The organism is Clostridia bacterium (assembly GCA_034926675.1).
Classification (GTDB): Bacteria; Bacillota; DTU025; order DTU025; family DTU025; genus JAYFQW01.
In genome coordinates this window covers 25,075-47,247 of the sequence record JAYFQW010000028.1, presented here as the reverse complement: position 1 = coordinate 47,247, position 22,173 = coordinate 25,075, and the positions used below count along the sequence as shown (strand labels likewise).

General features: G+C 58.1%; 21 protein-coding genes and 1 pseudogene. 8 read left to right on the top strand and 14 right to left on the bottom strand.

Annotated features, from left to right (window positions below; translation table 11 throughout):
• The first annotated feature begins 298 nt into the window (after positions 1-298).
• From VB144_08475 to VB144_08440, 8 genes are all read left to right on the top strand, one after another.
• Positions 299-1,429, top strand: coding sequence for a uroporphyrinogen decarboxylase family protein (locus VB144_08475; GenBank protein ID MEA4883675.1), 1,131 nt, complete (start codon positions 299-301; stop codon positions 1,427-1,429).
• 156 nt (positions 1,430-1,585) lie between these two features.
• Positions 1,586-2,881 (top strand): sugar ABC transporter permease, encoded by a 1,296-nt coding sequence (locus VB144_08470; GenBank protein ID MEA4883674.1) that lies wholly within the window; start codon positions 1,586-1,588, stop codon positions 2,879-2,881.
• Position 2,882: 1 nt separating this feature from the next.
• Positions 2,883-3,755 carry a sugar ABC transporter permease gene (locus VB144_08465; protein ID MEA4883673.1) on the top strand — a complete coding sequence of 291 codons (873 nt, stop codon included), beginning with the start codon at positions 2,883-2,885 and terminating at the stop codon, positions 3,753-3,755.
• Positions 3,756-3,852: 97 nt separating this feature from the next.
• A complete protein-coding gene (locus VB144_08460) occupies positions 3,853-5,061 on the top strand; it encodes a maltose ABC transporter substrate-binding protein (protein MEA4883672.1) in 1,209 nt (402 codons plus the stop codon).
• A 204-nt stretch (positions 5,062-5,265) separates the two neighbouring features.
• Positions 5,266-6,363, top strand: coding sequence for a uroporphyrinogen decarboxylase family protein (locus tag VB144_08455; protein ID MEA4883671.1), 1,098 nt, complete (start codon positions 5,266-5,268; stop codon positions 6,361-6,363).
• A gap of 420 nt (positions 6,364-6,783) precedes the next feature.
• Complete coding sequence (locus tag VB144_08450; protein MEA4883670.1) at positions 6,784-8,046, top strand: extracellular solute-binding protein; 1,263 nt, start codon at positions 6,784-6,786, stop codon at positions 8,044-8,046.
• An 81-nt stretch (positions 8,047-8,127) separates the two neighbouring features.
• Positions 8,128-9,060, top strand: a complete 933-nt coding sequence (locus VB144_08445) for a sugar ABC transporter permease (GenBank protein MEA4883669.1) — start codon at positions 8,128-8,130, stop codon at positions 9,058-9,060.
• 59 nt (positions 9,061-9,119) lie between these two features.
• Positions 9,120-10,028, top strand: coding sequence for a carbohydrate ABC transporter permease (locus VB144_08440; protein ID MEA4883668.1), 909 nt, complete (start codon positions 9,120-9,122; stop codon positions 10,026-10,028).
• A 79-nt stretch (positions 10,029-10,107) separates the two neighbouring features.
• On the opposite strand, the gene VB144_08435 is transcribed toward VB144_08440, so the two are convergent.
• From VB144_08435 to VB144_08370, 14 genes and pseudogenes are all read right to left on the bottom strand, one after another.
• Positions 10,108-10,881 carry a FliA/WhiG family RNA polymerase sigma factor gene (locus tag VB144_08435; GenBank protein MEA4883667.1) on the bottom strand — a complete coding sequence of 258 codons (774 nt, stop codon included), beginning with the start codon at positions 10,879-10,881 and terminating at the stop codon, positions 10,108-10,110.
• Positions 10,882-10,887: 6 nt separating this feature from the next.
• A complete protein-coding gene (locus tag VB144_08430) occupies positions 10,888-11,565 on the bottom strand; it encodes a PilZ domain-containing protein (protein ID MEA4883666.1) in 678 nt (225 codons plus the stop codon).
• Between the two features lie 15 nt (positions 11,566-11,580).
• Positions 11,581-12,492, bottom strand: coding sequence for a MinD/ParA family protein (locus VB144_08425; protein ID MEA4883665.1), 912 nt, complete (start codon positions 12,490-12,492; stop codon positions 11,581-11,583).
• Positions 12,493-12,545: 53 nt separating this feature from the next.
• A complete protein-coding gene (flhF, locus tag VB144_08420; GenBank protein MEA4883664.1) occupies positions 12,546-13,772 on the bottom strand; it encodes a flagellar biosynthesis protein FlhF in 1,227 nt (408 codons plus the stop codon).
• Complete coding sequence (gene flhA / locus VB144_08415; GenBank protein MEA4883663.1) at positions 13,762-15,882, bottom strand: flagellar biosynthesis protein FlhA; 2,121 nt, start codon at positions 15,880-15,882, stop codon at positions 13,762-13,764. The genes flhF and flhA overlap by 11 nt, the downstream gene beginning before the upstream one ends.
• Positions 15,870-17,027, bottom strand: a complete 1,158-nt coding sequence (gene flhB, locus VB144_08410) for a flagellar biosynthesis protein FlhB (GenBank protein ID MEA4883662.1) — start codon at positions 17,025-17,027, stop codon at positions 15,870-15,872. The genes flhA and flhB overlap by 13 nt, the downstream gene beginning before the upstream one ends.
• Positions 17,028-17,095: 68 nt before the next feature.
• Positions 17,096-17,878, bottom strand: a complete 783-nt coding sequence (fliR, locus tag VB144_08405; protein ID MEA4883661.1) for a flagellar biosynthetic protein FliR — start codon at positions 17,876-17,878, stop codon at positions 17,096-17,098.
• A 12-nt stretch (positions 17,879-17,890) separates the two neighbouring features.
• Positions 17,891-18,160 carry a flagellar biosynthesis protein FliQ gene (gene fliQ, locus VB144_08400; protein MEA4883660.1) on the bottom strand — a complete coding sequence of 90 codons (270 nt, stop codon included), beginning with the start codon at positions 18,158-18,160 and terminating at the stop codon, positions 17,891-17,893.
• Between the two features lie 20 nt (positions 18,161-18,180).
• Entirely contained in the window at positions 18,181-18,882 is a 702-nt protein-coding gene (gene fliP, locus VB144_08395) for a flagellar type III secretion system pore protein FliP (protein ID MEA4883659.1), read from the bottom strand.
• Positions 18,883-18,965: 83 nt separating this feature from the next.
• Positions 18,966-19,343 (bottom strand): flagellar biosynthetic protein FliO, encoded by a 378-nt coding sequence (locus tag VB144_08390; GenBank protein MEA4883658.1) that lies wholly within the window; start codon positions 19,341-19,343, stop codon positions 18,966-18,968.
• Between the two features lie 4 nt (positions 19,344-19,347).
• Positions 19,348-19,656: pseudogene (gene fliN / locus VB144_08385) on the bottom strand (flagellar motor switch protein FliN).
• A gap of 179 nt (positions 19,657-19,835) precedes the next feature.
• The gene (fliM, locus tag VB144_08380; GenBank protein ID MEA4883657.1) at positions 19,836-20,855 is read right to left on the bottom strand and encodes a flagellar motor switch protein FliM; all 1,020 of its coding nucleotides are present in this window, start codon (positions 20,853-20,855) and stop codon (positions 19,836-19,838) included.
• 16 nt (positions 20,856-20,871) lie between these two features.
• Complete coding sequence (locus tag VB144_08375) at positions 20,872-21,360, bottom strand: flagellar basal body-associated FliL family protein (protein MEA4883656.1); 489 nt, start codon at positions 21,358-21,360, stop codon at positions 20,872-20,874.
• Between the two features lie 38 nt (positions 21,361-21,398).
• Positions 21,399-22,145, bottom strand: a complete 747-nt coding sequence (locus VB144_08370; GenBank protein MEA4883655.1) for a flagellar motor protein MotB — start codon at positions 22,143-22,145, stop codon at positions 21,399-21,401.
• Positions 22,146-22,173: the final 28 nt, after the last annotated feature.

Sequence of the window (22,173 nt, the reverse complement as noted above, 5' to 3'; positions counted from 1 at the left end):
GACTCAACCGTCTCATCGCCGCAAACTCATCGCCTCAAACTCATCGCCTCAAACCCCGCCGTACGCTCGTCGCCACGCACTCGGCGCCATGTGCGCGTCACCATGCGCGCGGCCTATGCGTGCGTCACCATGCGTGCGGCCTATGTGTGCGGCCTACGCGCGCGGCCTATGTGCGCGGGACCATGCGCACGCAGTGTGTGTTGACATACACTAGTTCCCAGTCTAATATAGTGGTTGATGGGTTGACTACTATGTATGCGCAATGACGGCCCGGTTGGGCAGCCAATGAGGTGCTAGGATGTTTTGTGACATTTCGAACTACAGACCCGAGCTGGAATCTTGCATGTCGAGAGTCCGTGCCTTCTTCAGTGGGATTCCCTCAACCTCCGGGGCGTCGGATTCACCCAGCATTCCCAGCGCACTCATCTACACATTCCCGTCTGTTCTCACTCTCAAGGGCCCTTCTCTCAATCAGTACGATTTTGAGGAAGGGATTTCTTCATATCTCGACGACTACCTTTCGTATCAGGCGGAGCTAATGGATATCCGCCGCGGAATCGACGACGACTGGATTCCATCGGTTGTTCCCTACATGGGAATCGGGGAGTTCAGCGCATTCGTAGCCGGGGATATCGAGTTTGGCGACGACACTAGCTGGGCTAAACCTGTGATCACGGAGAAATCCGACCTTGCCCGCCTCAGCCTGGACCCCGCTAACCGCTGGTTCGTTCGCCTCAACGCCGCTACCCGCTACACCCTGGAGAAGATCGCTCCATACAGGATACCTCTGGGGCGCGGCTACTACTCACCCCTCGACCTGGCCTGGGCGCTTCGGGGCGAGGCCATCTACATGGATTTCTACGAAGACCCGGAATTCGTCCACCGCCTCATGAAACTTGCTACGGATGCGACCATCTGGTTCGCGTCGGCTCAGATAAGGGAGATATTCGCTCCCCAGTTCGCACATGAGCTTTCAGCATGGCACTGCGCTCCAAACAGGATAGCTGTGTCGGAAGACATATCTAGCCTCTGTTCCCCCGCCCACTATCGGGAGTTCGGCGCTCCATACACTCAGCGTGCATTTGATGCTTTCGGAATCGGCGAGGTCCACTGCCACTCTGCCGGCCCCCACGTGATGCCTGAATTCCTGAAGCTTAAGCATTTGCGGCAGATACAGATCGTTGCGGACCCGAACCAGACTCGTCCAGTGCAGATTCTCAGCAACCTCATAGAAAAGCATCCAGACCTCTTTGGCAGATCGCCCGACAAGCCTGTGATCGCGGTCGATGCCTCTGCAGCCGAGATATCCGACTACTACGGCCTATCGAAACATGTGCGACTGGTATTCTCCGTGGTGACCGACACGGCGGACGAGGCCACGGAGGCAGTGAGCGTATTCAGGGCCCAGGAGCGCAAGTATTCGAGGTAACGGGGACAGTCAGATACGTGTGACACGTACGGAACACAGATGGGACACAGATCCCATGTCGGTCCAGCCCGCATGGCATTGCTTGGCTGATCTGAGCAGAGCGACGTCGGGCGGGAGTATGGACGGCAAATACGAGGCACAACGGAGGGACTGGATGTGAAGGCACGGAACCCCAATCCAAAAGTCGCCGGAGTCCTCTCAGCCCTGATCGCCGGTGCAGGGCAGGTCTACAATGGGCAGCGGCGGAAGGCTCTGGCATTCATGTGTATCGAGGCAATCTTCCTGGTGCTCGCCATCACGACGCTCAGGGATCCTCTCTACGGCCTGGTGACTCTGAACCCCGTCGGCAGGTTCGTTGATTCACGCCACATCCTTCTAGTTGGCATCCTTTCGGCGCTGGCAGTAGGAGCATACGCGTGGTTCCACGCAGCAAACGTCGCCGATGCCGTCAAGACCGCGCAGTTTGTGCGCCTATGTGGACGCCTGCCAGAAGAGGTCAGCGCCGGAAGCGACTGGCACGCTTTCCTGAGATCCGCCGCACCCTACTTCTACATCGCGCCAGCTATGGCTCTTACAGCCTTCGTAATACTCATCCCACTGCTATTCAACGTTGCGCTGGCCTTCACCAACTACAACTTGTACCATTGCCCACCCGCCGGCAGATTCGACTGGGTAGGCTTCTCCAACTTCAGGAAGTTGCTCCAGTCGGGCTCCTCATGGAGGGGCCAACTCGATACGGTGCTCGCATGGAACCTCGCGTACGCCGCATTGGGCACGGTCTTTGCATTTCTTGTTGGGCTGGTTCTGGCCCTCACTCTGCAGAATAGGCAGATTCGGCTTCGCCGCATGTTCCGAACCATCCTTATGCTGCCATGGGCGATCCCCTCAGCAGTGACGATCATGGTGTTTTTCGGCCTCTTCAACACAAGCTTCGGCCCCATCAATGGACTACTGAAGTCAATCGGGCTTTCCCCGATATCCTGGTTCCAGGACAACTTCTGGGCAAGAGTGAGCGTACTCCTCACGCACGTGTGGATCGCTTTCCCATTCAACATGTCGGTGATTTCGGCAGCGCTTCAGAGTGTGCCGAATGAGGTGTATGAGGCCGCAAGGGTCGACGGCGCATCTAGGTGGGACTCATTCTCCCGCATCACCTTCCCACTCGTGATGTCAGTCATCGCACCTGTGGCGGTCCTGATGTTCGCAGGCAACTTTAACAACTTCGGAATCATCTACCTGCTCACAAGCGGCGGCCCACCGGTGCCCGGAAGTAGGGGAGCAGGCGCGACTGACATCCTCATGACATGGGTGTACAACGTTGGTTTCCGGCAACTGCAGTGGGCGTACGCATCCTCTCTCGCGCTGCTCGTCTTCGCATTCGTTGTGATCATGAGCATGACCAACTTCAAGCTGTCGGGAGTCCTCAAACAGCTCAAACAGGAGGAGCAGTGAGATGGCGAACGTTTGCAGATCCGAGCGCACAAGCTACCGTAAAAAAGCAGGCAACATGCTTGAGCTGGTGCTTCTCTACCTTGTGCTGGCAGTCGCCTGCGTCTTGGTTCTCTATCCACTTCTCTGGGTGGCATCGTGCTCATTCAAGGCTTCCACTGGCCTCGTGGGCTCTTCTCTCATTCCTGATACAGTAACACTCGACAACTACAAGACGGTACTCACCGATCCCGACGTGAATTTCCCGCGCTGGATCATGAATACGGTCAAGGTTTCCGTACTCACAGCCCTTGCAGCGCTCGCTGTAACAACACCAGCGGCCTATGCTTTCTCAAGAATGAGATTTCCAGGGCGTAGGCAAGGGCTGATAGCATCGATGATTATGCAGATGTTCCCCAGTTTCATGGCGATTGTGGCGCTCTACACTCTCCTTGGATGGGCAGGCCTAATCGATACCTACCTGGGGCTGATAATCGTGTATGTGGGAGGTGCGATCCCCTTCTCGGTGTGGCTTCTCAAGGGGTACTTCGATTCATTGCCCAAGGAGATTGAGGAGTCGGCCATGATCGACGGCGCCACTAGGTTTCAGGCGTTCGTAAGAATACTCCTTCCTTTGGCAAAGCCGATACTGTACGTAGTCGGTTTGGTGAATTTCCTCGGGCCCTATTCGGAGTACATCATGGCGCAGGTGATCATAACCTCCACCGCCAAGTGGACCTCAGTACTCGGCATGAGGAGCCTCACCTCGTCTCAGTTCTCGACGCAGTGGGCCTCTTTCTCCGCAGTGTCGGTGCTTACCGCAATTCCAATTGTCATCGTGTTCCTGTCAGCTGAGCAGTACATTGTGTCAGGCATGACCCAGGGCGCCATTAAGTGATCATCGTCTGAGGAGGTGCATATGTGCGGGCCTTGCAGGCCCGGCGATCTGTCAGCCGTTTATGTCATGCGAATCCACATGGAGGAGGGAATCTCACGTGAAATCATGGACTCGAGTTCTGTGCGTTCTCGCAGTCGGGCTGCTGCTTCTTTCGCTGAGCGCTGTGTATGCAGTAGCAGCGGATCCGATCGTGGTTTGGTGTGAACCTCAGAAGGTAGCCACCATAAGAGCGATAGCAGACGAGTGGACGAAGACCAGTGGAAGGTCTGTGAGCATTGAGTCAGTAGGCGTTCTGGAAACCGCCGACAGAATCGCCCTCGCCGGCCCCATGGGTAAAGGGCCGGACGTGTTCTGCTCACTCTCAGGCAAGCTCGGAATACTCACCGTTACCGGCATGTTGTCGCCCATAGACCGCACTTCGATCGATGCCTCCAAGTTCATGAAGGTGGGCCTAGATGGAGCGACTGTTGACGGCAAGCTCTACGGAGTTCCTTACGACATCTCGACAATCGGGCTGATCTACAACAAGAAGATCTGGCCGACGCCGCCAGCCACAATGGATGAGATGATCTCCAGGTCGAAGGAGCTCTTGAAGAAGGGCATGTTCGGCGTGTTGTGGCCGATGGAGAACTTCTACTACGCTTATCCATTCATGAATGCCTATGGCGGATACGTGTTCACTCCGACTGCCAACGGCTGGGACGCGAAGAACATCGGACTCGCGAATGCCGGATCAGTGAAGGCATTGAAGTTGCTCAAGGTATTCCGCGATGAGGGTCTGATCCCGGTTGGAACCGACTACGTGGCTGCTCCTGCCAAGTTCACTGAGGGCAAGGCAGCCGCCATCGTCGATGGTCCGTGGATCATCACTAATGTGAAGCAGGCCGGAATCGACTACGGAGTCGCGCCCCTGCCGAAACTGGACAATGGAAAGTATCCCTCGCCGTTCGTGAGCCTCAAGTGGTGGCATGTGAGCTCATACAGCAAGAACAAGGCCGACGCGGTCAAGCTCATAGCCTACTTGACTTCCAGGGATGCGATGCTGAGGTCTTTCCGGAACGCCGAGGGCATTCCCCCGCGGCTTGATGTCCTCGATACTCCGGAGGCCAAGAATAGCCCTGAGGTCGTCGGATTCGGCGCGCAAGCCGACTATGGATGCATCCTGCCCGATATCCCGGAGATGAACGCAGTGTGGGTGCCGATGAACAATGCCATCGACATTGTTCTTCGCAACCAGAATAGCCCTGACCGCGCGCTCGCAGATGCAGTGACGCTGATCAAAGAGGCAAACGCCGAGCTGAAGTGACACGCTGACTGTCTGAGATGCAGTCAGACAGGGATGAGGCCCACCCCCTGAGGCGGGCCTTATCCATATCTGGAACCGCATCTGGAACCGCCACGAACCGAACCTGATCGCCCGCCCCGGACTACCTGGCGCACCCCGCCCGGCAATGCGGCGAACCCCGGGGCTGAGGCTCAGCTATACCACTCACACAGGGAGGGACCTACCATGGCAGGAAAGCTGCTCGTCCCGTTCGATGATCCCAGGCCCGATTTCGCCGAGTTCAGGCAGGTGCTTGAGGGCACACGCAAGGCTGCCCGTGTTCACTACGCCGAGCTTTTCGCAGACAGAGAGATCGTTGCTGAAGTGCTGCAGAGCTGCCTCGGTGAGAAACCGATCACATCACCGGAGTACAGTTTCGAGGGCTACTGGAAGCAGCAAATCGCATTCTGGCGCCGCATGGGCTATGACTACATTCGGGTCGGCGACGGACTTCACGTGCCCCGCGCCAAGCACCGGGCCACTGTTGATACAGCGGACCTTTCCCGGGGTGAGCGTGGTTGGGTTGAGGAGAGTTCCGGAGAGATCGCCTCATGGGATGAGTTCCAGTCATACCCATGGGCGAAGATGAATCAGGTCGACTACTCCGCCTATGAGTTCGTGTCGAAGAACCTCCCAGATGGCATGAAGATGCTCGTCTGCCCATCGAGCGGCGTGTTCGAGATTGCCTCCGAGTATCTACTCGGGTTCGAGGGGATGAGCATCCTGCTGTATGAGGATCCAGCCTTGGTGGAGGCTGTGTTCAGCCGGACCGGAGAGGCGCTCCTCTCGTTCTACCGCAACGCGTGCACCCTTGATAACGTCGCGGGCTTCTTTCAAGGCGATGACATGGGCTTTAAGACGTCCACCTTCATCTCCCCGGATCGTCTTCGTAAACTCGTGTTCCCATGGCACAAGCGGTACGCAGCCCTGGCTCATGAGCATGGCCAGATGTACTGGCTGCACTCTTGCGGGAATCTGTCGGCCATCATGGATGACCTCATTGATGATGTGGGCGTTGACGCTATTCACTCATTTCAGGACGAAATCATCCCAGTGGCGGATTTCGTGGCGCGACACGGCAATCGCGTCGCTGCCCTAGGCGGTGTAGACGTGGATAAGCTATGCCGGATGGGAGAGGCGGAACTCCGAGAGTATGTCCGAGAGATCATAGAGCACTGCGTTGCCGGTCGCTGGGCGCTGGGATCCGGGAACTCAATAGCGAACTATGTGCCTGTGGAGAACTACCTGATCATGATGGACGAGGGAGCGCGGTGGCGCGGATAGGCCGACGCCGCTTCCACCCCGTCGCAACAGGGCCTGGCGTCGTGCGCGCTTCGCCAACCGGGTGTGCCATTGGCACCGTTCACCCTGCCTCCAACCTTCATAATATGAACCGGACCCATCGCTTATGGAAGAGGGGGTTAACGGGCAATGGCGGAGGTTGAGAAGAAGGGTATCTTCTGGCCATTCTGGTGGTGGTGGTGGCTCATCATCGTCGATATTGCCATCATACTGGTCTGGTGGCTCTTCTGTTGGTTCTTCCCCATCTAGATTGGAAAGCACTCCGTATTCGGAGGGGGCAGGAGCTCCCTCCTTTCCATTGGGCGCCTTCTTCAAATCAGAGGCGATCGGATTTGCACCATGCAACGGTCTCATATAAACTGGCATCAGACTGTGCAACTCGAAAAGTGAGGCTTAGTACCCATGAAAAGGGCGATCGCGCTCTCCGTCGTCATCGCCGCGCTGGCATTGATCTCATTACCTGTCCTGGGGGCAACCACCCTTGAGGTCGTGTGGATGGGCTGGCCGAAGAACTTAGTCGATGCACAGATCGAGGGGTTTCGGAAAGCATATCCCGACATTCCCGTGGACATTCAGCTCGTTCCATTCAATCAACTCTTCCAGACCCTCGAAGTCAGGCTCGCGTCAGGGCATGCCCCCGATGTGTTCATAGTGGACGGGCCCTTAACTGCATCATATGCAACGAGAGGCTATCTCCTTCCATTGGATGATGTGTTCACCGAAACTGAACTGGCAGCGTGGTTTCCTTCGTCGGTGGCCGCATGCCGATGGAATGGCAGGCTCTACGCCGCGCCCTACGCTACATCCTCTGTTGGCCTCTACTTCAACAAGACGATTTTCCGTAAGTATGGCGTGGCGCTGCCGTCGGAGAACCCCGGGGAGCGTCTCACCTGGGAGCAGGCAGCCGAGCTCGCCCGCAAGCTGACCATCGATGAGAACCACGACGGCCAGCCTGATACGTGGGGCCTAATCCTCGAGCAATCCGACAGGCCGTACCAGATACTCCCCCTTGCAGAGTCACGCGGAGCCCGCGCTCTCTCGGCCGACGGCGCCGTATCTGAGGGCTACATCACCTCGCCTGCGTTCATTGAGGCTGCCACGTTCTACTCAAAGCTGTTCAACGAGTGGAAGGTGAGTCCGAAGGGCCTGCTTGAGGCGCCAGTAGCCAGAGAGTACTTCGGCTGCGGAAAGGCTGCGATGATGCTGGGGGCTGAGTGGAACATCTCGAGGTTGGCGGCGTTCAAGGATTGGGAGTTTGGACTCGCACCCCACCCGTACTTTGCAGGAGGGCGCGCCGTCACACCCACAGGTGGATGGAACGTTGGAATAGGCTCTAGGACCGCCAACCGGGATGCCGCCGTGAGGTTCCTGAAGTTCATAACCGGTCGGGATGCATCCATCGCCTGGACCAAGCTGTTCGGAAATGCTCCCGCAAGGCGCGATGTGTATGCTGCTCTCCCAGATGTGTTCAAGAACCCGATGTGGCAGGTGCTTCTACACGAGATGGACACCACTGCGTCGCCGCGCCCTGTTACCCCCGGGTATCTCCAGTATGAGTCGATTCTGAAGGATGCATTCAATGCGATACAGTTCGGCGCCGACCCTGCCTCTACTCTCGAGAGCGCCGCGCGCCAGATCGATAGAGACCTCGCGAAATACCGGTAGTCCGGTAGCCCAATCCGTGCGCGGGCGGCTCGTCGAGTCGCCGGGAGAGCCGCCCTGCCGCCTCGAACTTGGAGTGATCTCGTGTTCCGTGAACCGCGCGCTGCAATAGTGTTCTTGGCCCCAGCCCTGATTCTGCTGGGGCTGTTTCGGGTTTTGCCCGCTGCAGTATCCGTAGGCGAAAGCCTTATGGGATTGGCGACCCCTCCGACAGCTGCCAGCGAGGCGATCGGCGCCAGTATCAACGCCGGCGTCGGCGCTGCTGCGGGAGGTCCAACCCGCGCTTTCGTTGGTTTTTCCAACTACAGGCATCTGTTCACCTCAGATCCGGTTTTCTGGGGATCAGCAAGGGTCACTCTCGCCTACTCCGCCCTGGCGAGCCCGGTCACCGTCGCAGTCGCACTGGGGCTCGCCTTCCTTCTCAAGGGCAGCGATAGACGGCGTTCGCTTTTGCGCACTGCGTGCTTCCTTCCGTCCGCGATATCCATGTCGGTGGTGGCAGTGGTCTGGGGGTTGATGCTCGATCCCTACTACGGACTCGTAAATAGCCTGCTCCGGGCAATCGGGCTTCCTCCTCAGCCGTTTCTTAACTCGCCACGGCAAGCATTGGCGTGCTTGATCGCCATTGCAGTGTGGCGGAATTCCGGCTATTGGATGATGTTCTTCCTCGCCGGGATGCAGGGAATCCCAAGGGAGGCGTACGAAGCGGCAGCACTTGATGGGGCCTCCAAGAGCAAACAGGCATGGCATATCACCATTCCGCTGCTTGCACGCACCGTCTCTTTCGTGCTTGTGTCGAACACTGCGTTCAATTTCCTTACCTTCGCTCCGGTGTTCATCCTTACGAAGGGCGGGCCGATCCGATCCACCAACGTCCTTGTGTATGAATCATACAAGAGCGCCTTCATAGGTCTTGACATGGGGAGGGCAACGGCGATATCATCGTTGGTTCTCGCCGCGGTGCTACTTCTTTCACTGGCCGAGCTGCGGCTTACCCGACCGAAACACGAGTACTAGCAGGCGGCCATGCCAACCATTGAACTCCGCGAACTATGTCCAGTAGAGGGGCTGCGCACTTGAGCGGAATCCCGAGCCATGCCAACATGAACCGCAGTATCGCCGTTCGCCTGGCAGGAACCATTGCCCGGGAGGGGCTTTTCCTGCTTCTCGCCATGGTATACATCCTGCCGGTATGGTGGGTGGTTGCGTCTGCCCTCCGCCCGGCAAGTTCGCTCTATCAATACGCCTCCCCACTTACGTGGCGCACGTTCGTCCCTTCCAGTCCTACGCTCTCGAACATCATGGGCATCTTCAGCAAGCTGGATTTCGGCAGGGCGATCGCGAACAGCGCGCTGGTATCTGGCGCTGCCGTCGCACTCGGAGTGGTAGTCAACTCCATGGCAGGGTTCGCCCTGGCCAAGTTCGAGTTTCCAGGCAGGAGTCTGGTGTTTCTCGCGGTTCTCGTCGCGTTCATCGCGCCCTTCGATGCAATAGTGATCCCGCTCCACCTCGTTGTAAGCAGAATGGGATTCCTGAACACCCGCGCAGCTTTGGTGCTGCCCGCTGTGGGAAACGGTCTGGCTATATTCCTGTTCAAGCAGTTCTATGAGGAGATACCTTCTGAGATCATCGAAGCAGCGCGCGTCGATGGCGCGTCCTGGTTCTGCACATTTTGGCGCATCGTGATGCCAATGTCCATACCTGCAGCGGCTACTGTAGTAGTCATGCTGTTCATGTTTCAATGGAACTCCCTGTTCTGGCCTCTTGTCGCGGCATTCTCCAGCAAGTACAGGGTGGTGCAGACTGCGATAGCAATGCAGATCACGGCTGACGAGGCTCACTGGGCGTACCTGTTCGCGTCAGCAGCCGTTGGAAGTCTTCCTCCGGTGGCTCTGTTCCTCTTGCTGCAGAAGCATTACATTCGGGGAATTGCGGGAGGCGGGAGCAGGAGTGAGACCGCAGGCAGGGACGGAGTAGACCGATAGGCGCGGAACTGAAGACCGGACGCCAGGCAGATTCGGGCAGGTGCAGCGCACGAGCCCATACGGCTCAAACAGGCCTTGTTCATCTTTCCACACTGACCTGCCTGCCCTGATCGACCTTAGCCCGAAGGCGCATCATGGCCTTCGTATGAAGCTGGGACACTCTCGATTCCGAGACCCTCATGACCTGTGCTATCTCCTTGACGGTCATCTCCTCATAGTAGTACATCGCAATCACCATCCGCTCGCGCTCGGGAAGGGAATCGATGGCGTCGATCAGAGCGTTCTTCAGCTCTTCGATTTCCAGCACCATCTCCGGATCTGGGCTTCCGATGTCGCTCACGAAGTCCAGTAACGTCGCTGCATTGCTCTCCTCATCCACCGCAATGAGTTCGTCGAGCGACAAGTACGACGCCTTGCTTATCTCCCACATCCATTTCTCCAGGGTGGCCACATCGACTCTCAGCTCGGCAGCTATGTCATCATCGGTGGCAGGCCTATCAAGCTGCGTTTCCAGCTTCCACATGGCCTTCTCAATCTCCCTGGCGCGCTGCCTCACTGACCGTGGCACCCAGTCCATGTTCCTCAGATGGTCGATAATGGCCCCTCTTATGCGGGTCATTGCGTATGTCTCGAACTTCACTCCCCGTTTCAGATCATAGCGTTCAACCGCGTCCATGAGCCCAAGAACACCATATCCCATGAGGTCATCGTAGTCGACCCCTGGGATTGACGCCTGGGGCATGCGGCTCACTATGAACTTCACCAGGCCCATGTAGTTCAGGATGAGCGTTTCCCGCACTGCCTGGCTTCCCGACTCACGATACTGAGCCCATAGCACTGAGATGTCCTCCATATGACTTCACTCCGGTTCGACAGACTGTCGTATGAGCGCCCTCTGCCTGTCGAAGACATATCTGATGATATCTCCCCGCTGGCCCTCGTTCAGGTCAATGAACTCGGCCGCCACACACACACCCGGCTGGGCAGTCGAAAGGTCCGGCGACTGAACTCTCACAATCCTGGCTCGCAGCTGCAGTGATGCGGAACTCGGCCTAATGGGCAGTACGATTCGTAGCAATACGCCAGGCGCCAGCCTCTTGTCTGTGCCCTGAATGAACAGGCACACGCCGCCTCCAGACAGATCAATCGTGACTGCTGCACGCCACTCCAGACTGGGCTGGCGATCTGGAGATTCTACAGCATAGTTGGCCCTGATGTACAGAGGAACTCGCACGTGGTCCCGCCGCTGCTCTCTCTTCACGAACTGCGGCGCGGATATCTCTAGGAGCTTGACCTGATCATCCATCTCGCCGATGATCGTGGAATTGAAGTAGTATACAGCCCCTCGACTCGAGCAGACAATCTCCACTGCATCCCCAACGCGCAGCATCGATTGGTAATCGTCGGTATACGGCGCATAGATCCAAAGGCCACGATCAGATGGACTCTCCACCTTAGTGGCGAACTTCGGCGAGCCATCGAGATCCCTGGCCCTGATCCGTATGCGCGAATCTGTGCGGAGGTTTGGCGCCCGCATTTCTAAACCACTCTCTCAAAGCAGATAGTCCGGAGCCGTCATACCTAGAAACCTCTTGATGAACGGGGTGATCCCCGGTTCATGCGCATCGGGCCGGTCCATTCCGCGGAACTTCCGGCTTATCGAAAGCATAGCCCCGGACGCAGGGCAGTAGGGATATGCCAGGACAAAGGGCTGGCGCTGCTTCACAGCCTTGGCCACACAGGAATCGATGGGTATGTATCCCAACGGCTCGAAGGTGAAGCTGAGGAAGCGGCTGGCCAGGAGAGCGAGCTGCTCAACGACATTCTTGGCTTCATCGCGGCTAGCGCACATGTTGACCACAACCCGCACTGCCGCGCTGGGGTTTTCCCTGGAGATCACCTTTATCATAGCATAGGCGTCCGCCATTGCTGTTGGCTCCGGCGCAGTCATCACGATGGTCTCCTGCGCCGAGAGCACGAAGTCCATGACATTCTTCGACATCCCGGCGCCCGTGTCCACAATCAGAATGTCGCGCCCGCGGACCGCTCTGGCGAGCGCACCGATGAGATTGGCCCGGGAGGCGTCGTCCATATCCGCGATCTCGCGCAGCCCAGATGCTCCAGGAATGAGCTCGATATCCCGCGGACCTCTGACGACGATATCTTCGAGCGACAACGTGCCATTGAGCACATGATGCAGATTGTGCCTTACAGGCAGCCCTAGAAGCACATCCACGTTGGCAAGCCCGAGGTCGGCATCGAGTATGCTGACTCGCATGCCCATGTCGGCCAGGGCCATCGCCAGATTCACCACGAAGTTCGTCTTGCCAACGCCGCCCTTCCCTGAGGTAACGGCCACTACTCTCACCGAGTCGTCCGCGCTCTTCTTGGTCCGCTGCTGGCGCGTCCGGACATCACCGACCTCCTGTGCCATTCCCCTGAGCTCTGCAGCTTGATCAGACATGTTGTCAACCCTCCCACATCCGCTTCCATGCGTCGGGAATCCACTATCCGTGCTCACTGCCTCGTTCGCCACCTGTCTGATAGCATCTGCGCCAGAACAGAGTGGGTCGCGGCCTCGATATCCTCAGGCACACCTTGTCCGGTCGTGAGATATGAGAACGGCTTTCCAGATTTGGCGGCCACATTGAACACCGCTCCGATGTTCGTGCTCTCATCGAGCTTGGTGAGGATGACCTTATCGAACCCCACACCTGAGAAACGCTCGACGAGATTATCTAGGTCCTGCCTTCGTGTGGTCGCGGAAAGAACCAGATGGGTCTCTTCGGGAAGCGCAGCATCCATCATGCCTCGCAGTTCATACATTCGTGTCGGATTGTTCGGGCTCCTCCCAGCGGTGTCGATAAGGACTACTTCCTTATCCGCATGTTTCGCTAGCGCATCCCCCATATCCTTCGCCGAGTACGCCACCTCGCACGGAACTCCTATGATATCCGCGTACGTTCGAACCTGCTCAATCGCGGCGATCCGATATGTGTCAGCAGTGATGAGTGCAACCCGCGCCTTTTCCACGAGAACGAAGTTGGCAGCTAGCTTCGCTATGGTGGTCGTCTTGCCCACCCCCGTGGGGCCGATGAATCCGACTACCTTCCGCCTGCCCCTAATCAGCTGCATCGGTCCGGAGACCGGCGTCATCGCCGAGACAGCGTGGGCTGCCCATTGCCTGAGTTCAATGCCGGGCGGAGGAACGCCGGGGGATTCCAGGCCAAGCCTGCTAACTAGGCGAAATGCAGTCTCCTCTGATACGTCTTCATCAAGCAGAAGCGCGTAGAGATCTGCCATCTCTGGCGACAGCGCCGCGGCCCGTCCTCTTGCAGCCGATTCCCTGGCCAACACTGAAAGAGTAGCCCGCAGACTGCCTCCACTGGGCACACCAGGCGTCCTGATGCCGCCGTTCGAGCGTGGTGAACCCATTGCGCCCGCTCCGTCCACTGTGCCAGTCTGCCCGATCTGGCCTGGCTGGTTAGTTGGAGCAGCGCCGCGGGATTCCGCGCGCTCAAGGGCTGCCCCGAACTCCATTTCGCAGGGCTCCGGATCGCCATCCGCTGCAGCTAGTACTTCGAACCTGCACACAGGGCGTATGCGGAGCAGACTCAGCAGAGCCGCGAGCCCATGCCCACGACACTGCCGCGCTTCCAGGATCACGGCCTCTGGCCCGAGGTCCCGCCGCACCTGGGAGAGGACCTCTTTCATCGTTGCACCTTCGTATCGTTTAGCCCGCATTGCCCAAACTCACCATCCCGACTGCATTTACCCTTACTTCCGGCACCACTTCAGTGTAGGAAAGGACGACCACTGCAGGAGCGGCCCTCTCGATCAGGCGGCGGAAATGCGGCCTGAGGTTGCTCGCCGTTAGCACCATGGGCTGTAGCCCTGAAGCAGCCATCCGTTCGCTCTCAGAGGCCAGGCTCGACATCAAAGCCCTGTACACCTTTGGCTCAGGCGCCAGATAGGCGCCATGCTCGGTTATGTCGAGGGACTCAAGAAGCTGCTGCTCCAGTGATGGCTCTATCGTAAGCACCGACATTCCATCCGGCCCCGCGTACTGCGCGCAGATTGATCGGCCCAGCCTGGATCTGACGTACTCCGTAAGAGCGTCCACATCCTTGTAGGCGCCTGAGGCATCACCCAAGGCCTCCAGTATAGTAGTGAGGTCTCGAATGGATATCCTCTCCCTCACCAGGTTTTGAAGGACTCGCTGCACTTCGCCCACGCTCATCTGCGCGGGAATCAGTTCCTCCACCACGGCTGGCGAGGTCTTCTTCACGTTATCCACAAGGTTCCGGGTATCCTGCCTGGATAGGAGCTCAGGGGCATGGGCCTTAATGATCTCCGACAGGTGCGTTGCGATCACCGAGGCAGGATCCACCACAGTGTAGCCCATCATCTCGGCCTCCGACCTTCGAGCGCCGGCAACCCAGACTGCCGGGAGGCCAAAGGCGGGTTCCCTGGTTGGGCTGCCGTCGATGTCCCCAGTTGCAGTGCCGGGGTTCATCGCCATGAAGCAGTCGGGGATGACCTCTCCCCTCGCCACTTCCACCCCTTTGATCTTCACAATGTACTCGTTGGGCCTAGCCTGCACACCATCACGGATACGCACCGACGGCACCAGAATGCCGAGTTCCAGCGCGATCTGCCGCCTGACTGCAGCAACTCGATCCTTCAGGTCGCCTCCCTGGTCCACATCGACCAGAGGAATGAGAGCGTACCCGAAGTTGAGTTCCATTGTCTCCACCCGCAGGAGCGCCATCACATCCTCTCCTTCATCGGAGGTCGGCCTCACAGGAACGCCCTCATCTGGAGGCCCCTCCTCCTTCTCCTTGGCCTTCTTGGCCAGGCCGTAGGCGTACCACGCAGCCGTGCCGCCCAGCAGAAGGAATGGGACCTTGGGAAGGCCGGGAACCAATCCAATTGCGAACAAGAGCACAGCCGCAATCCCCACGGCCTTGGGCTGCGCAAGCATCTGAGCCTGGAAGTCGTGGCCTAGGTCTGATTCGGATGCCGCTCTCGTCACTACGATGCCAGTGGCAGTCGAGATCAGTAGGGCCGGTATCTGGTTCACGAGTCCGTCTCCCACTGTAAGCAGGGCAAACCGCTCAAAGGCCTCCATTGCGGGAATCCCAAGTTGCACGATGCCGATGAGGATTCCTCCCACAATGTTGATTGCGATGATGATGATTCCCGCAATGGCGTCACCCCGCACGAACTTGCTGGAGCCATCCATCGCGCCGTAGAAATCCGCTTCCTGCTGGATTTTGAGGCGACGCCGTCGCGCCTGATCCTCAGTGATCATGCCTGCATTCAGATCCGCGTCGATGCTCATCTGTTTGCCCGGCATCGCATCTAGAGTGAACCTTGCGGCCACTTCAGCCACGCGCCCCGCGCCGTTGGTAATCACCACAAACTGGATGATAACGAGGATGAGGAATATGACGAGCCCGACTATGTAGTTGCCCCCCACCACGAAGTTTCCGAATGCCTCGATAACCGAACCCGCGTTGCCCTTGAGCAGTATCAGTTTGGTGGCTGAGACGTTCAAAGACAGCCGAAAGAGGGTCACGATGAGAAGCAGCGATGGAAAGACAGAGAACTCAAGGGGTTCAGTGATGTACATTGTCACAAGAAGTATCGCAAGCGAGAACGCGAGGTTCAGCGCAAGTAGAATATCGAGGATAATCGATGGAATCGGGACAACCATCATCATGACCGTGGCCATGACGATGGCCGCCATGGCGATATCGCCGCCCTTGAGATACTGGAGCAACGCCGACAGTGCGTTCGTTCCAGCCCCAGTTCCTGCGCCTGCGTTTTCGCCCTGCCCTAGATCAGCCATCCGTTGCTCCCCTCCTCTCCATCCCCACTTCCGCTGACCTGAGTGTCGCCCTGCGGATTCGAACGCGCATTGGCGCCTCCGGCTGAGGCCCCTCTCTCCTTGGCAAGCTTGAAAACGAAGGCCAGGATCTCGGCAACCGCCCGGTATAGCTCTGGGGGGACCTCCCGTCCGATCTCCACTGAATGGTACAGAGCCTGTGCGACTGGAGGATTCTCCACAATCGGCACTCCAGCTTCCTGCGCAATCTCACGAATTCTCAGCGCGATCAGCCGCTGGCCTTTGGCAACCACCCGCGGTGCGTTCATCTTCTCCTGATCGTACTTCACTGCCACCGCATAGTGGGTCGGGTTAGTCACGACCACGTCCGCGGTCTTCACGTCCTGCATCATCCTGCGGGTCGCTATCTGCCTCTGGCGCTGCCTGATCCTGGAGCGAATGAGCGGGTCGCCTTCCTGCTGCCGAAGTTCCTCCTTGAGCTCCTGTTTGGTCATCCGAAGGTTTCGCTCCAGTTCGATCTTCTGATATGCATAGTCGATAGCTCCAAGGGTGAGCAGTGGGATGGCCATGTGGGTTCCAACATACATGGCTGTGTTGCCTGCGGTCGCCAACCCCTCACCCAGATCCATCGACGCCGCCATGACCAGATCAGGCATCCTAGCCCTGAGCCCCGTGTAACCGAAGTAGCCGATCACGATCGCCTTTGCCACGGCTTTGAGCATCTCCACCACGGCCCGCTTGGAGAACATGCGCCCGAATCCGGCCAAGGGATCGATCCTGGAAAGCTGCGGGGTGAATGCCTGCGGAGTGAGCAGGAGGCCTACTTGAGCCACACTCGCCGCAACCCCGGTGATCATGGCCGCAAGCACGATTGGCGCGGCGGCCATCAGGACTGTAATGAGCGCATTGCCCAGAATCGATAGGCTTGCAGCATCGGATAGGTCCGCCATGGCAAGCCCCGACATACTGGCCGACATGAAGCTCGCAAGGGTCCGGCTGGCGAACGAGAAGGAGGACTGCAGCACATACAGGCACACAATGAAGTTGAGGGCGGCGGATAGCTCTGCGCTCCTGGCCACCTGCCCCTTCTTGCGCGACTCTTCGCGCCTTCGTGGTGTTGCTTGCTCTGTCCTGTCTTCTCCCGCCAAACGCCCTCACATCCCTCGCTGATATCCGGAGCTTCTGCATGCTCAGAAAACAACCTGGCACTGCGCTGTCAGAACGATCTCAGTACCGCGCTGAGGGATTCCGGAAGTCTCCCGAACACCCCCTGCATGTACCCACAGATAGCCGGCGCCGCCAACCCCATGACGACGAAACCGACGATGATCTTGAGGGGAAACCCCACCATCAGCACGTTCATCTGGGGGACAGACCGCGCCAGCACGCCAAGGGCAATCTCGGTGATTATCAGGCATGCCACTGCCGGGATCGCCATTCTCGCTGCGATCTTGAGCAGTTCCGAGAACTTCGCAATGATAAGAGTCAGGAGTTCCGGGCCAATACTCGCGCTTCCCAAGGGCACTGCGCCGTAGCTCCTCACGATCGCGCCCACTAGAATGTGATGTCCGTTCACAGTCAGGTAGAGCATCGTCGCGATCAGGAACTGGTACTGGCCGATGACAGTGACCTGCCCTCCGAATGATGGGTCCACTATGTTCGCAAGCCCGAATCCGATCTGCGTATCTACGAGCTCACCTGCCATCTGAGTCGCGGCGAATATGAGGAGTGCGATATATCCGATCACGGTCCCCACCAGTAGTTCGCGTCCGACCATAAGGGCTAGCTCAGCAGTATCGCCTGGCGCCTGGGAATTCGACCCCAACACCGAAGGAAACACGAAGATGGCGCTTGCGACTGCCAAGCCCACCTTGACCTGCCGCGGCAGGCTGGCATGGCCGAACACAGGGGCGATGACGAAGAGGCCGGTCATCCTCACAAGCACCAGCAGGAATATGAGAAAATCCCGTTCAGAAAGGCCGATAGTCGCCCCGTGCATCGAACCCGCCACCTACTTAGCCAAAGTCGTCATCATGCCGAACAAGTCCCTCGTGAATCCCACCATGGTCCTCATTATCCATGGACCAGCAAGAAGCATGACCGCAGCGATAGCAAGCACCTTCGGGACAAACGTTAGGGTCATCTCCTGGATCTGCGTGGCAGCCTGGAGAACCGACACCACTATGCCAACGACAAGTGCAGTGAGGAGCACTGGCGCGCTCACCTTGAACGCCACGGCGAGTGCCTGAACAGCTATTGATGTTACCGTAGCCTCGTTCATACGCCTGCCTCCCTATCTCCTTACCGCACGAAGCTCTCGACAAGGGACTTAACGACGAGCGCCCATCCATCCACAAGCACAAACAGGAGCACCTTGAATGGGAGGGATATCAGCACGGGCGGCAGCATCATCATACCCATGGACATCAGGATGCTGGACACCAGCATATCGACGACAAGAAATGGTATGAAGATTACGAATCCCATCTGGAAAGCCGTCTTGAGTTCGCTGATCATGAATGCCGGAATCACCACGTGAAGGGGAAGGTCATCTGGCTTGTTGGGCTGCTTTAGCCCTGCCAGATCCACGAACAGCGCAAGATCCTTCTCGCGAGTCTGCTTCAGCATGAAGGTGCGGATCGGGCCTGCGGCCTTGGCCAGCGCCTCCTCCTGCTTGAGCTTCCCCGCCATATACGGCTGTAGCGCCTCCCGGTTCATCTGGTCGAACACTGGCATCATCACGAACAAGGTGATGAAAAGGGCTAAGCCGATGAGCACCTGGTTCGGGGGGACCTGCTGAGTCCCCATGGAAGATCGAACGAACGACAGCACTATGGCGATCCGCGTGAATGAAGTCATCATCAACAGTATGGAAGGCACGAGCGTCAACACAGTCAGAAGCGCCAGTATCTGAAGGGCGCCCGCGACCTCCTTCGGATTGTCGGCGGTATCGATGGCGAGGCTCATCCCGGGTATCCGAAGAGGCGCACACTCAGCCGCCATGGAAATGATCAGGGTAATGGCAAACGCCATTCCCGCAATGGACAACCCCGTGAGGCAGAATTTAATTCCACGTACTCTGGCCTTCATTCAGCCCTCACCCCGCCGTCTGCGACATCAGAGGAATCCGAATGTTTTGAAGCGCCCATGCCAATTCCTCCGGCGCCGGCGGGGCAGGCGCAGGAATCCTTCCCGGCGCTGTGATCTCCAGGCGCAAAGGCCACACACCCACGGTTCACTGCCACCAGGACCGTCCTCCCGTCCACCTCGACCAGGTGGAGATATGCATCAGGCCCGATTCGCGCCGTATCCACCACCATGATGCGCCTTCTCCGTGCCGACCCCCTGATCAGCCCGGCAGCCTGCGCACGTCTGCCCAGGTAGGCCGTGAAGTAGATGAGTCCGATGACTACGACCAGAGCGCCCCCGGTCCGAAGCAGCAGTTGCCCAGTACTCTCCTGCATGTCCTCACTGCACAGCTTTCTCTGGTGTGGTTACGAACTCCACGATCCTGACTCCGAAGTTCTCCTCGATCACCACGACCTCGCCCTTGGCTATGAGCCTTCCATTCACGAGAATATCCACGTTCTCCCCTGCAGCCTTGTCTAGCTCGATGATGGACCCTGGGCCAAGCGACAGGATCTCCTTCACCAGCATGCTGGTTCGTCCTAGTTCAACCACTACAGGCAAGGGCACGTCCATGAGCAGATCGATATTGCTGTTTCCCCTGCCGGAGCGGAGGTCGTCGAACGGCATGAACTGCACCGGGCGCACCTCAGGCGCGGGAGCAGGTGGAGGCGTTTCAGGCGCGGATGCCTTTGGACCCGCGGACCTAGAGACCAGCGGCGCCTTGGCCTCGTTGGTCTCTGGCGTCTCTGGCGTGAGGTCGAAAGTGGGAATATCGTCGTCCCCGGTCTCAGTGTCAGCCCACGCGGCGTCTGTCTTCTCCATGCCGTTCATTGCGACTCCCGCCTCTCCGTTTGAATGCTTCCTTTCACTTGGTCTCCCGCCCTATCGATGACCTGAACTGCGCAACTCTTGCCAACAAGCCCCGGTATTCCGATGAACTTCGGAGTCTGCCCCACGATCACCGTGAGGTTCCCCGATGAACGCTCATCGAGACGTATCAGATCTCCAACCTGCAAATCGAGCATCTCACGCATGGGCACTGAAGCCTTGCCGAGCACGGCGATAACCGGGACCTTCACATTATCGAGCCCAGCGGCTATCGCACTAGTGGACTTTTCAGAGCTTATCTTGCCGCCCTTCTGGTACCACTGCTGGGCATTGAGTTTCTGAAGAACAGGCTGGAGTGTGGAGTGGGGCATGCAGATGCTCATCGATCCTGAAGCATCTCCCACTTTGACATCGAATGTCATGAGAACCACAGTGTCATTGGGCGATACGATCTGCGCGAATTGCGGGTTGGATTCGTATCTGTCGATATGCGGGTCAAACCTGAGCATGGGGTCCCAGGCCTCCCTCAGGTCATCCATTGACCGAAGAACTATGGCTCTGACCAGGTTCTCCTCGATCTCCGTGAGTTCCCGGATCTTGCCTCTCACTCGCCCTGGTCCGCCCATGAGCCTGTCGATCATGATGAAGACGATGTACGGGTTGAATTCCATCACAGCCTGTCCGTCCAGGGGTTCTGGCGTGAACACGTAGAGAACGGCAGGCGCTCTCATCGACGACATGTACTCGTCGTATATGCGCTGCTGCACGTCGGTGAGGGTAACCTTCACCGGCGTGCGCAGGTGTGCAGAGAGTGTTGTGGCGAAATACCGGGCAAACGTCTCATGCAACATGTGTATAGTTCTGAGCTGATCCCGGGAGAATCTGTTGGGGCGCTTGAAGTCGTACACCCGGTACGTCTTGCCATCGATGGCGCCCTCCCTCGGTTCGACCGCCTCATCAGTTTTCGAGAACTGAGTGAGGAGAGCATTGATCTCCTCCTGGGTCAGTACTTCAGTCACATACAACAACTCCTGCTCATTGCACGACAAACTCGCTAAAGAACACCCGCCGAACGCGGGATTCTGTCATCACGGAATCGAGCTTCTTCGCCAGCGCCCGCCTGAGCTCGTCCCTTGCAGGCCCAGGCTCCAGTTCCGCCATGGTCTTCGCCGACAGGATATCGATCACCGCATCGCGCAGTAGTGCGACTCTCGCCACTGCCTCGGCCGTGCCAGCGGCATTATCCAGCTCCATGGTGAGGGCGCACTTGAGGTACCTGCGGTTCATCGCCTCTGCCACATTCACGATGAAGGTCTCAAACGCGTACATGGGTCCTAGTTCCGCCTCGACCGAGTCTGTGTTAGATCCGGCTTTGTTCGAAGCCCCGTTGGATCCTGGATCTCCCTTCGCCGGTTTGCCACGGACTATGACGTAGCCGACAGTTCCCGCTGCAATGAGCAGCACCAGTACCGTAATCACAGTGACCAATGTCTTGCTTGCCTTGCCCGGCCCTCCTTTGGCCATACCCTTCTCCTCCATGATCCGCTTCTGCAGCGGCCAAGTCATTCGGATGCGATTATCACTAGGTCAACGCGCCTGTTCAGGGCACGATTGGCATCAATGTCGTTCGGCATGATCGGATGATACTCGCCGTAGCCAGCCGCAGAGAATCGACCAGGTTTCATGCTCAGGCCCTCTACGAAGTACCGCACGACCGTAGTTGCACGTGCAGTGGAAAGCTCCCAGTTGGTAGCGAACTGAGCCTCCGGGCGAAGACGTAGGTTGTCGGTGTGGCCCTCAACGATCACAGCATTCTTGATGGGCGCTATGAACTGCGCCATGTCTTTGAGAAGCTTCCTCGAATCGGAACGCAATTCCGCCCGGCCCAAGTCGAACAGAACAGTGTCGGTGAAACGGATTAGGAGGCCCCGTTTCGTCATCTCCACCTTTACCCTGCCGGCAAGCCCCTGTACGGCCAGGTACTGGGTGAGCTCCACCTGCAGAAGACCCAGCTCGTCCATTGTCTCCTGTCCGCCCCCATCGTCAACGTACTCATCCATGGCCTCCGGCGGAGGCGGCTCTGGCTGAATGGGGATCGATCCAGGGTCAAGCACTGCAGTTCCCCCCGGCAGGACGCCGAACGCCCGCTGAAGCGATATCATCGCCTGCCTGAAACGCTGGAGATCCAGAACAGAGAATGAGTACAGCAGGATGAAGAACGTAAGAAGCAATGACATCATGTCCCCATACGTCGTAACCCATAGGGGAGCGCCGGCGCTCGGCGGATCTTCCTTCTTGTGTCTGCCCATCCATCCTCACCTCCTAGCTCACCTCCTA

What these genes read in the sequence shown, in the direction of transcription:
- fliR (MEA4883661.1), bottom strand. Translation starts at nt 17,878, where the DNA reads ATGCACGGGGCGACTATCGGCCTTTCTGAACGGGATTTTCTCATATTC.
- VB144_08455 (MEA4883671.1), top strand. Translation starts at nt 5,266, where the DNA reads ATGGCAGGAAAGCTGCTCGTCCCGTTCGATGATCCCAGGCCCGATTTC.
- fliP (MEA4883659.1), bottom strand. Translation starts at nt 18,882, where the DNA reads ATGGCGGCTGAGTGTGCGCCTCTTCGGATACCCGGGATGAGCCTCGCC.
- VB144_08465 (MEA4883673.1), top strand. Translation starts at nt 2,883, where the DNA reads ATGGCGAACGTTTGCAGATCCGAGCGCACAAGCTACCGTAAAAAAGCA.
- VB144_08430 (MEA4883666.1), bottom strand. Translation starts at nt 11,565, where the DNA reads ATGCGGGCGCCAAACCTCCGCACAGATTCGCGCATACGGATCAGGGCC.
- flhF (MEA4883664.1), bottom strand. Translation starts at nt 13,772, where the DNA reads ATGCGGGCTAAACGATACGAAGGTGCAACGATGAAAGAGGTCCTCTCC.
- VB144_08425 (MEA4883665.1), bottom strand. Translation starts at nt 12,492, where the DNA reads ATGTCTGATCAAGCTGCAGAGCTCAGGGGAATGGCACAGGAGGTCGGT.
- fliQ (MEA4883660.1), bottom strand. Translation starts at nt 18,160, where the DNA reads ATGAACGAGGCTACGGTAACATCAATAGCTGTTCAGGCACTCGCCGTG.
- VB144_08390 (MEA4883658.1), bottom strand. Translation starts at nt 19,343, where the DNA reads ATGCAGGAGAGTACTGGGCAACTGCTGCTTCGGACCGGGGGCGCTCTG.
- VB144_08375 (MEA4883656.1), bottom strand. Translation starts at nt 21,360, where the DNA reads ATGGCCAAAGGAGGGCCGGGCAAGGCAAGCAAGACATTGGTCACTGTG.
- VB144_08475 (MEA4883675.1), top strand. Translation starts at nt 299, where the DNA reads ATGTTTTGTGACATTTCGAACTACAGACCCGAGCTGGAATCTTGCATG.
- VB144_08435 (MEA4883667.1), bottom strand. Translation starts at nt 10,881, where the DNA reads ATGGAGGACATCTCAGTGCTATGGGCTCAGTATCGTGAGTCGGGAAGC.
- VB144_08450 (MEA4883670.1), top strand. Translation starts at nt 6,784, where the DNA reads ATGAAAAGGGCGATCGCGCTCTCCGTCGTCATCGCCGCGCTGGCATTG.
- VB144_08370 (MEA4883655.1), bottom strand. Translation starts at nt 22,145, where the DNA reads ATGGGCAGACACAAGAAGGAAGATCCGCCGAGCGCCGGCGCTCCCCTA.
- flhA (MEA4883663.1), bottom strand. Translation starts at nt 15,882, where the DNA reads ATGGCTGATCTAGGGCAGGGCGAAAACGCAGGCGCAGGAACTGGGGCT.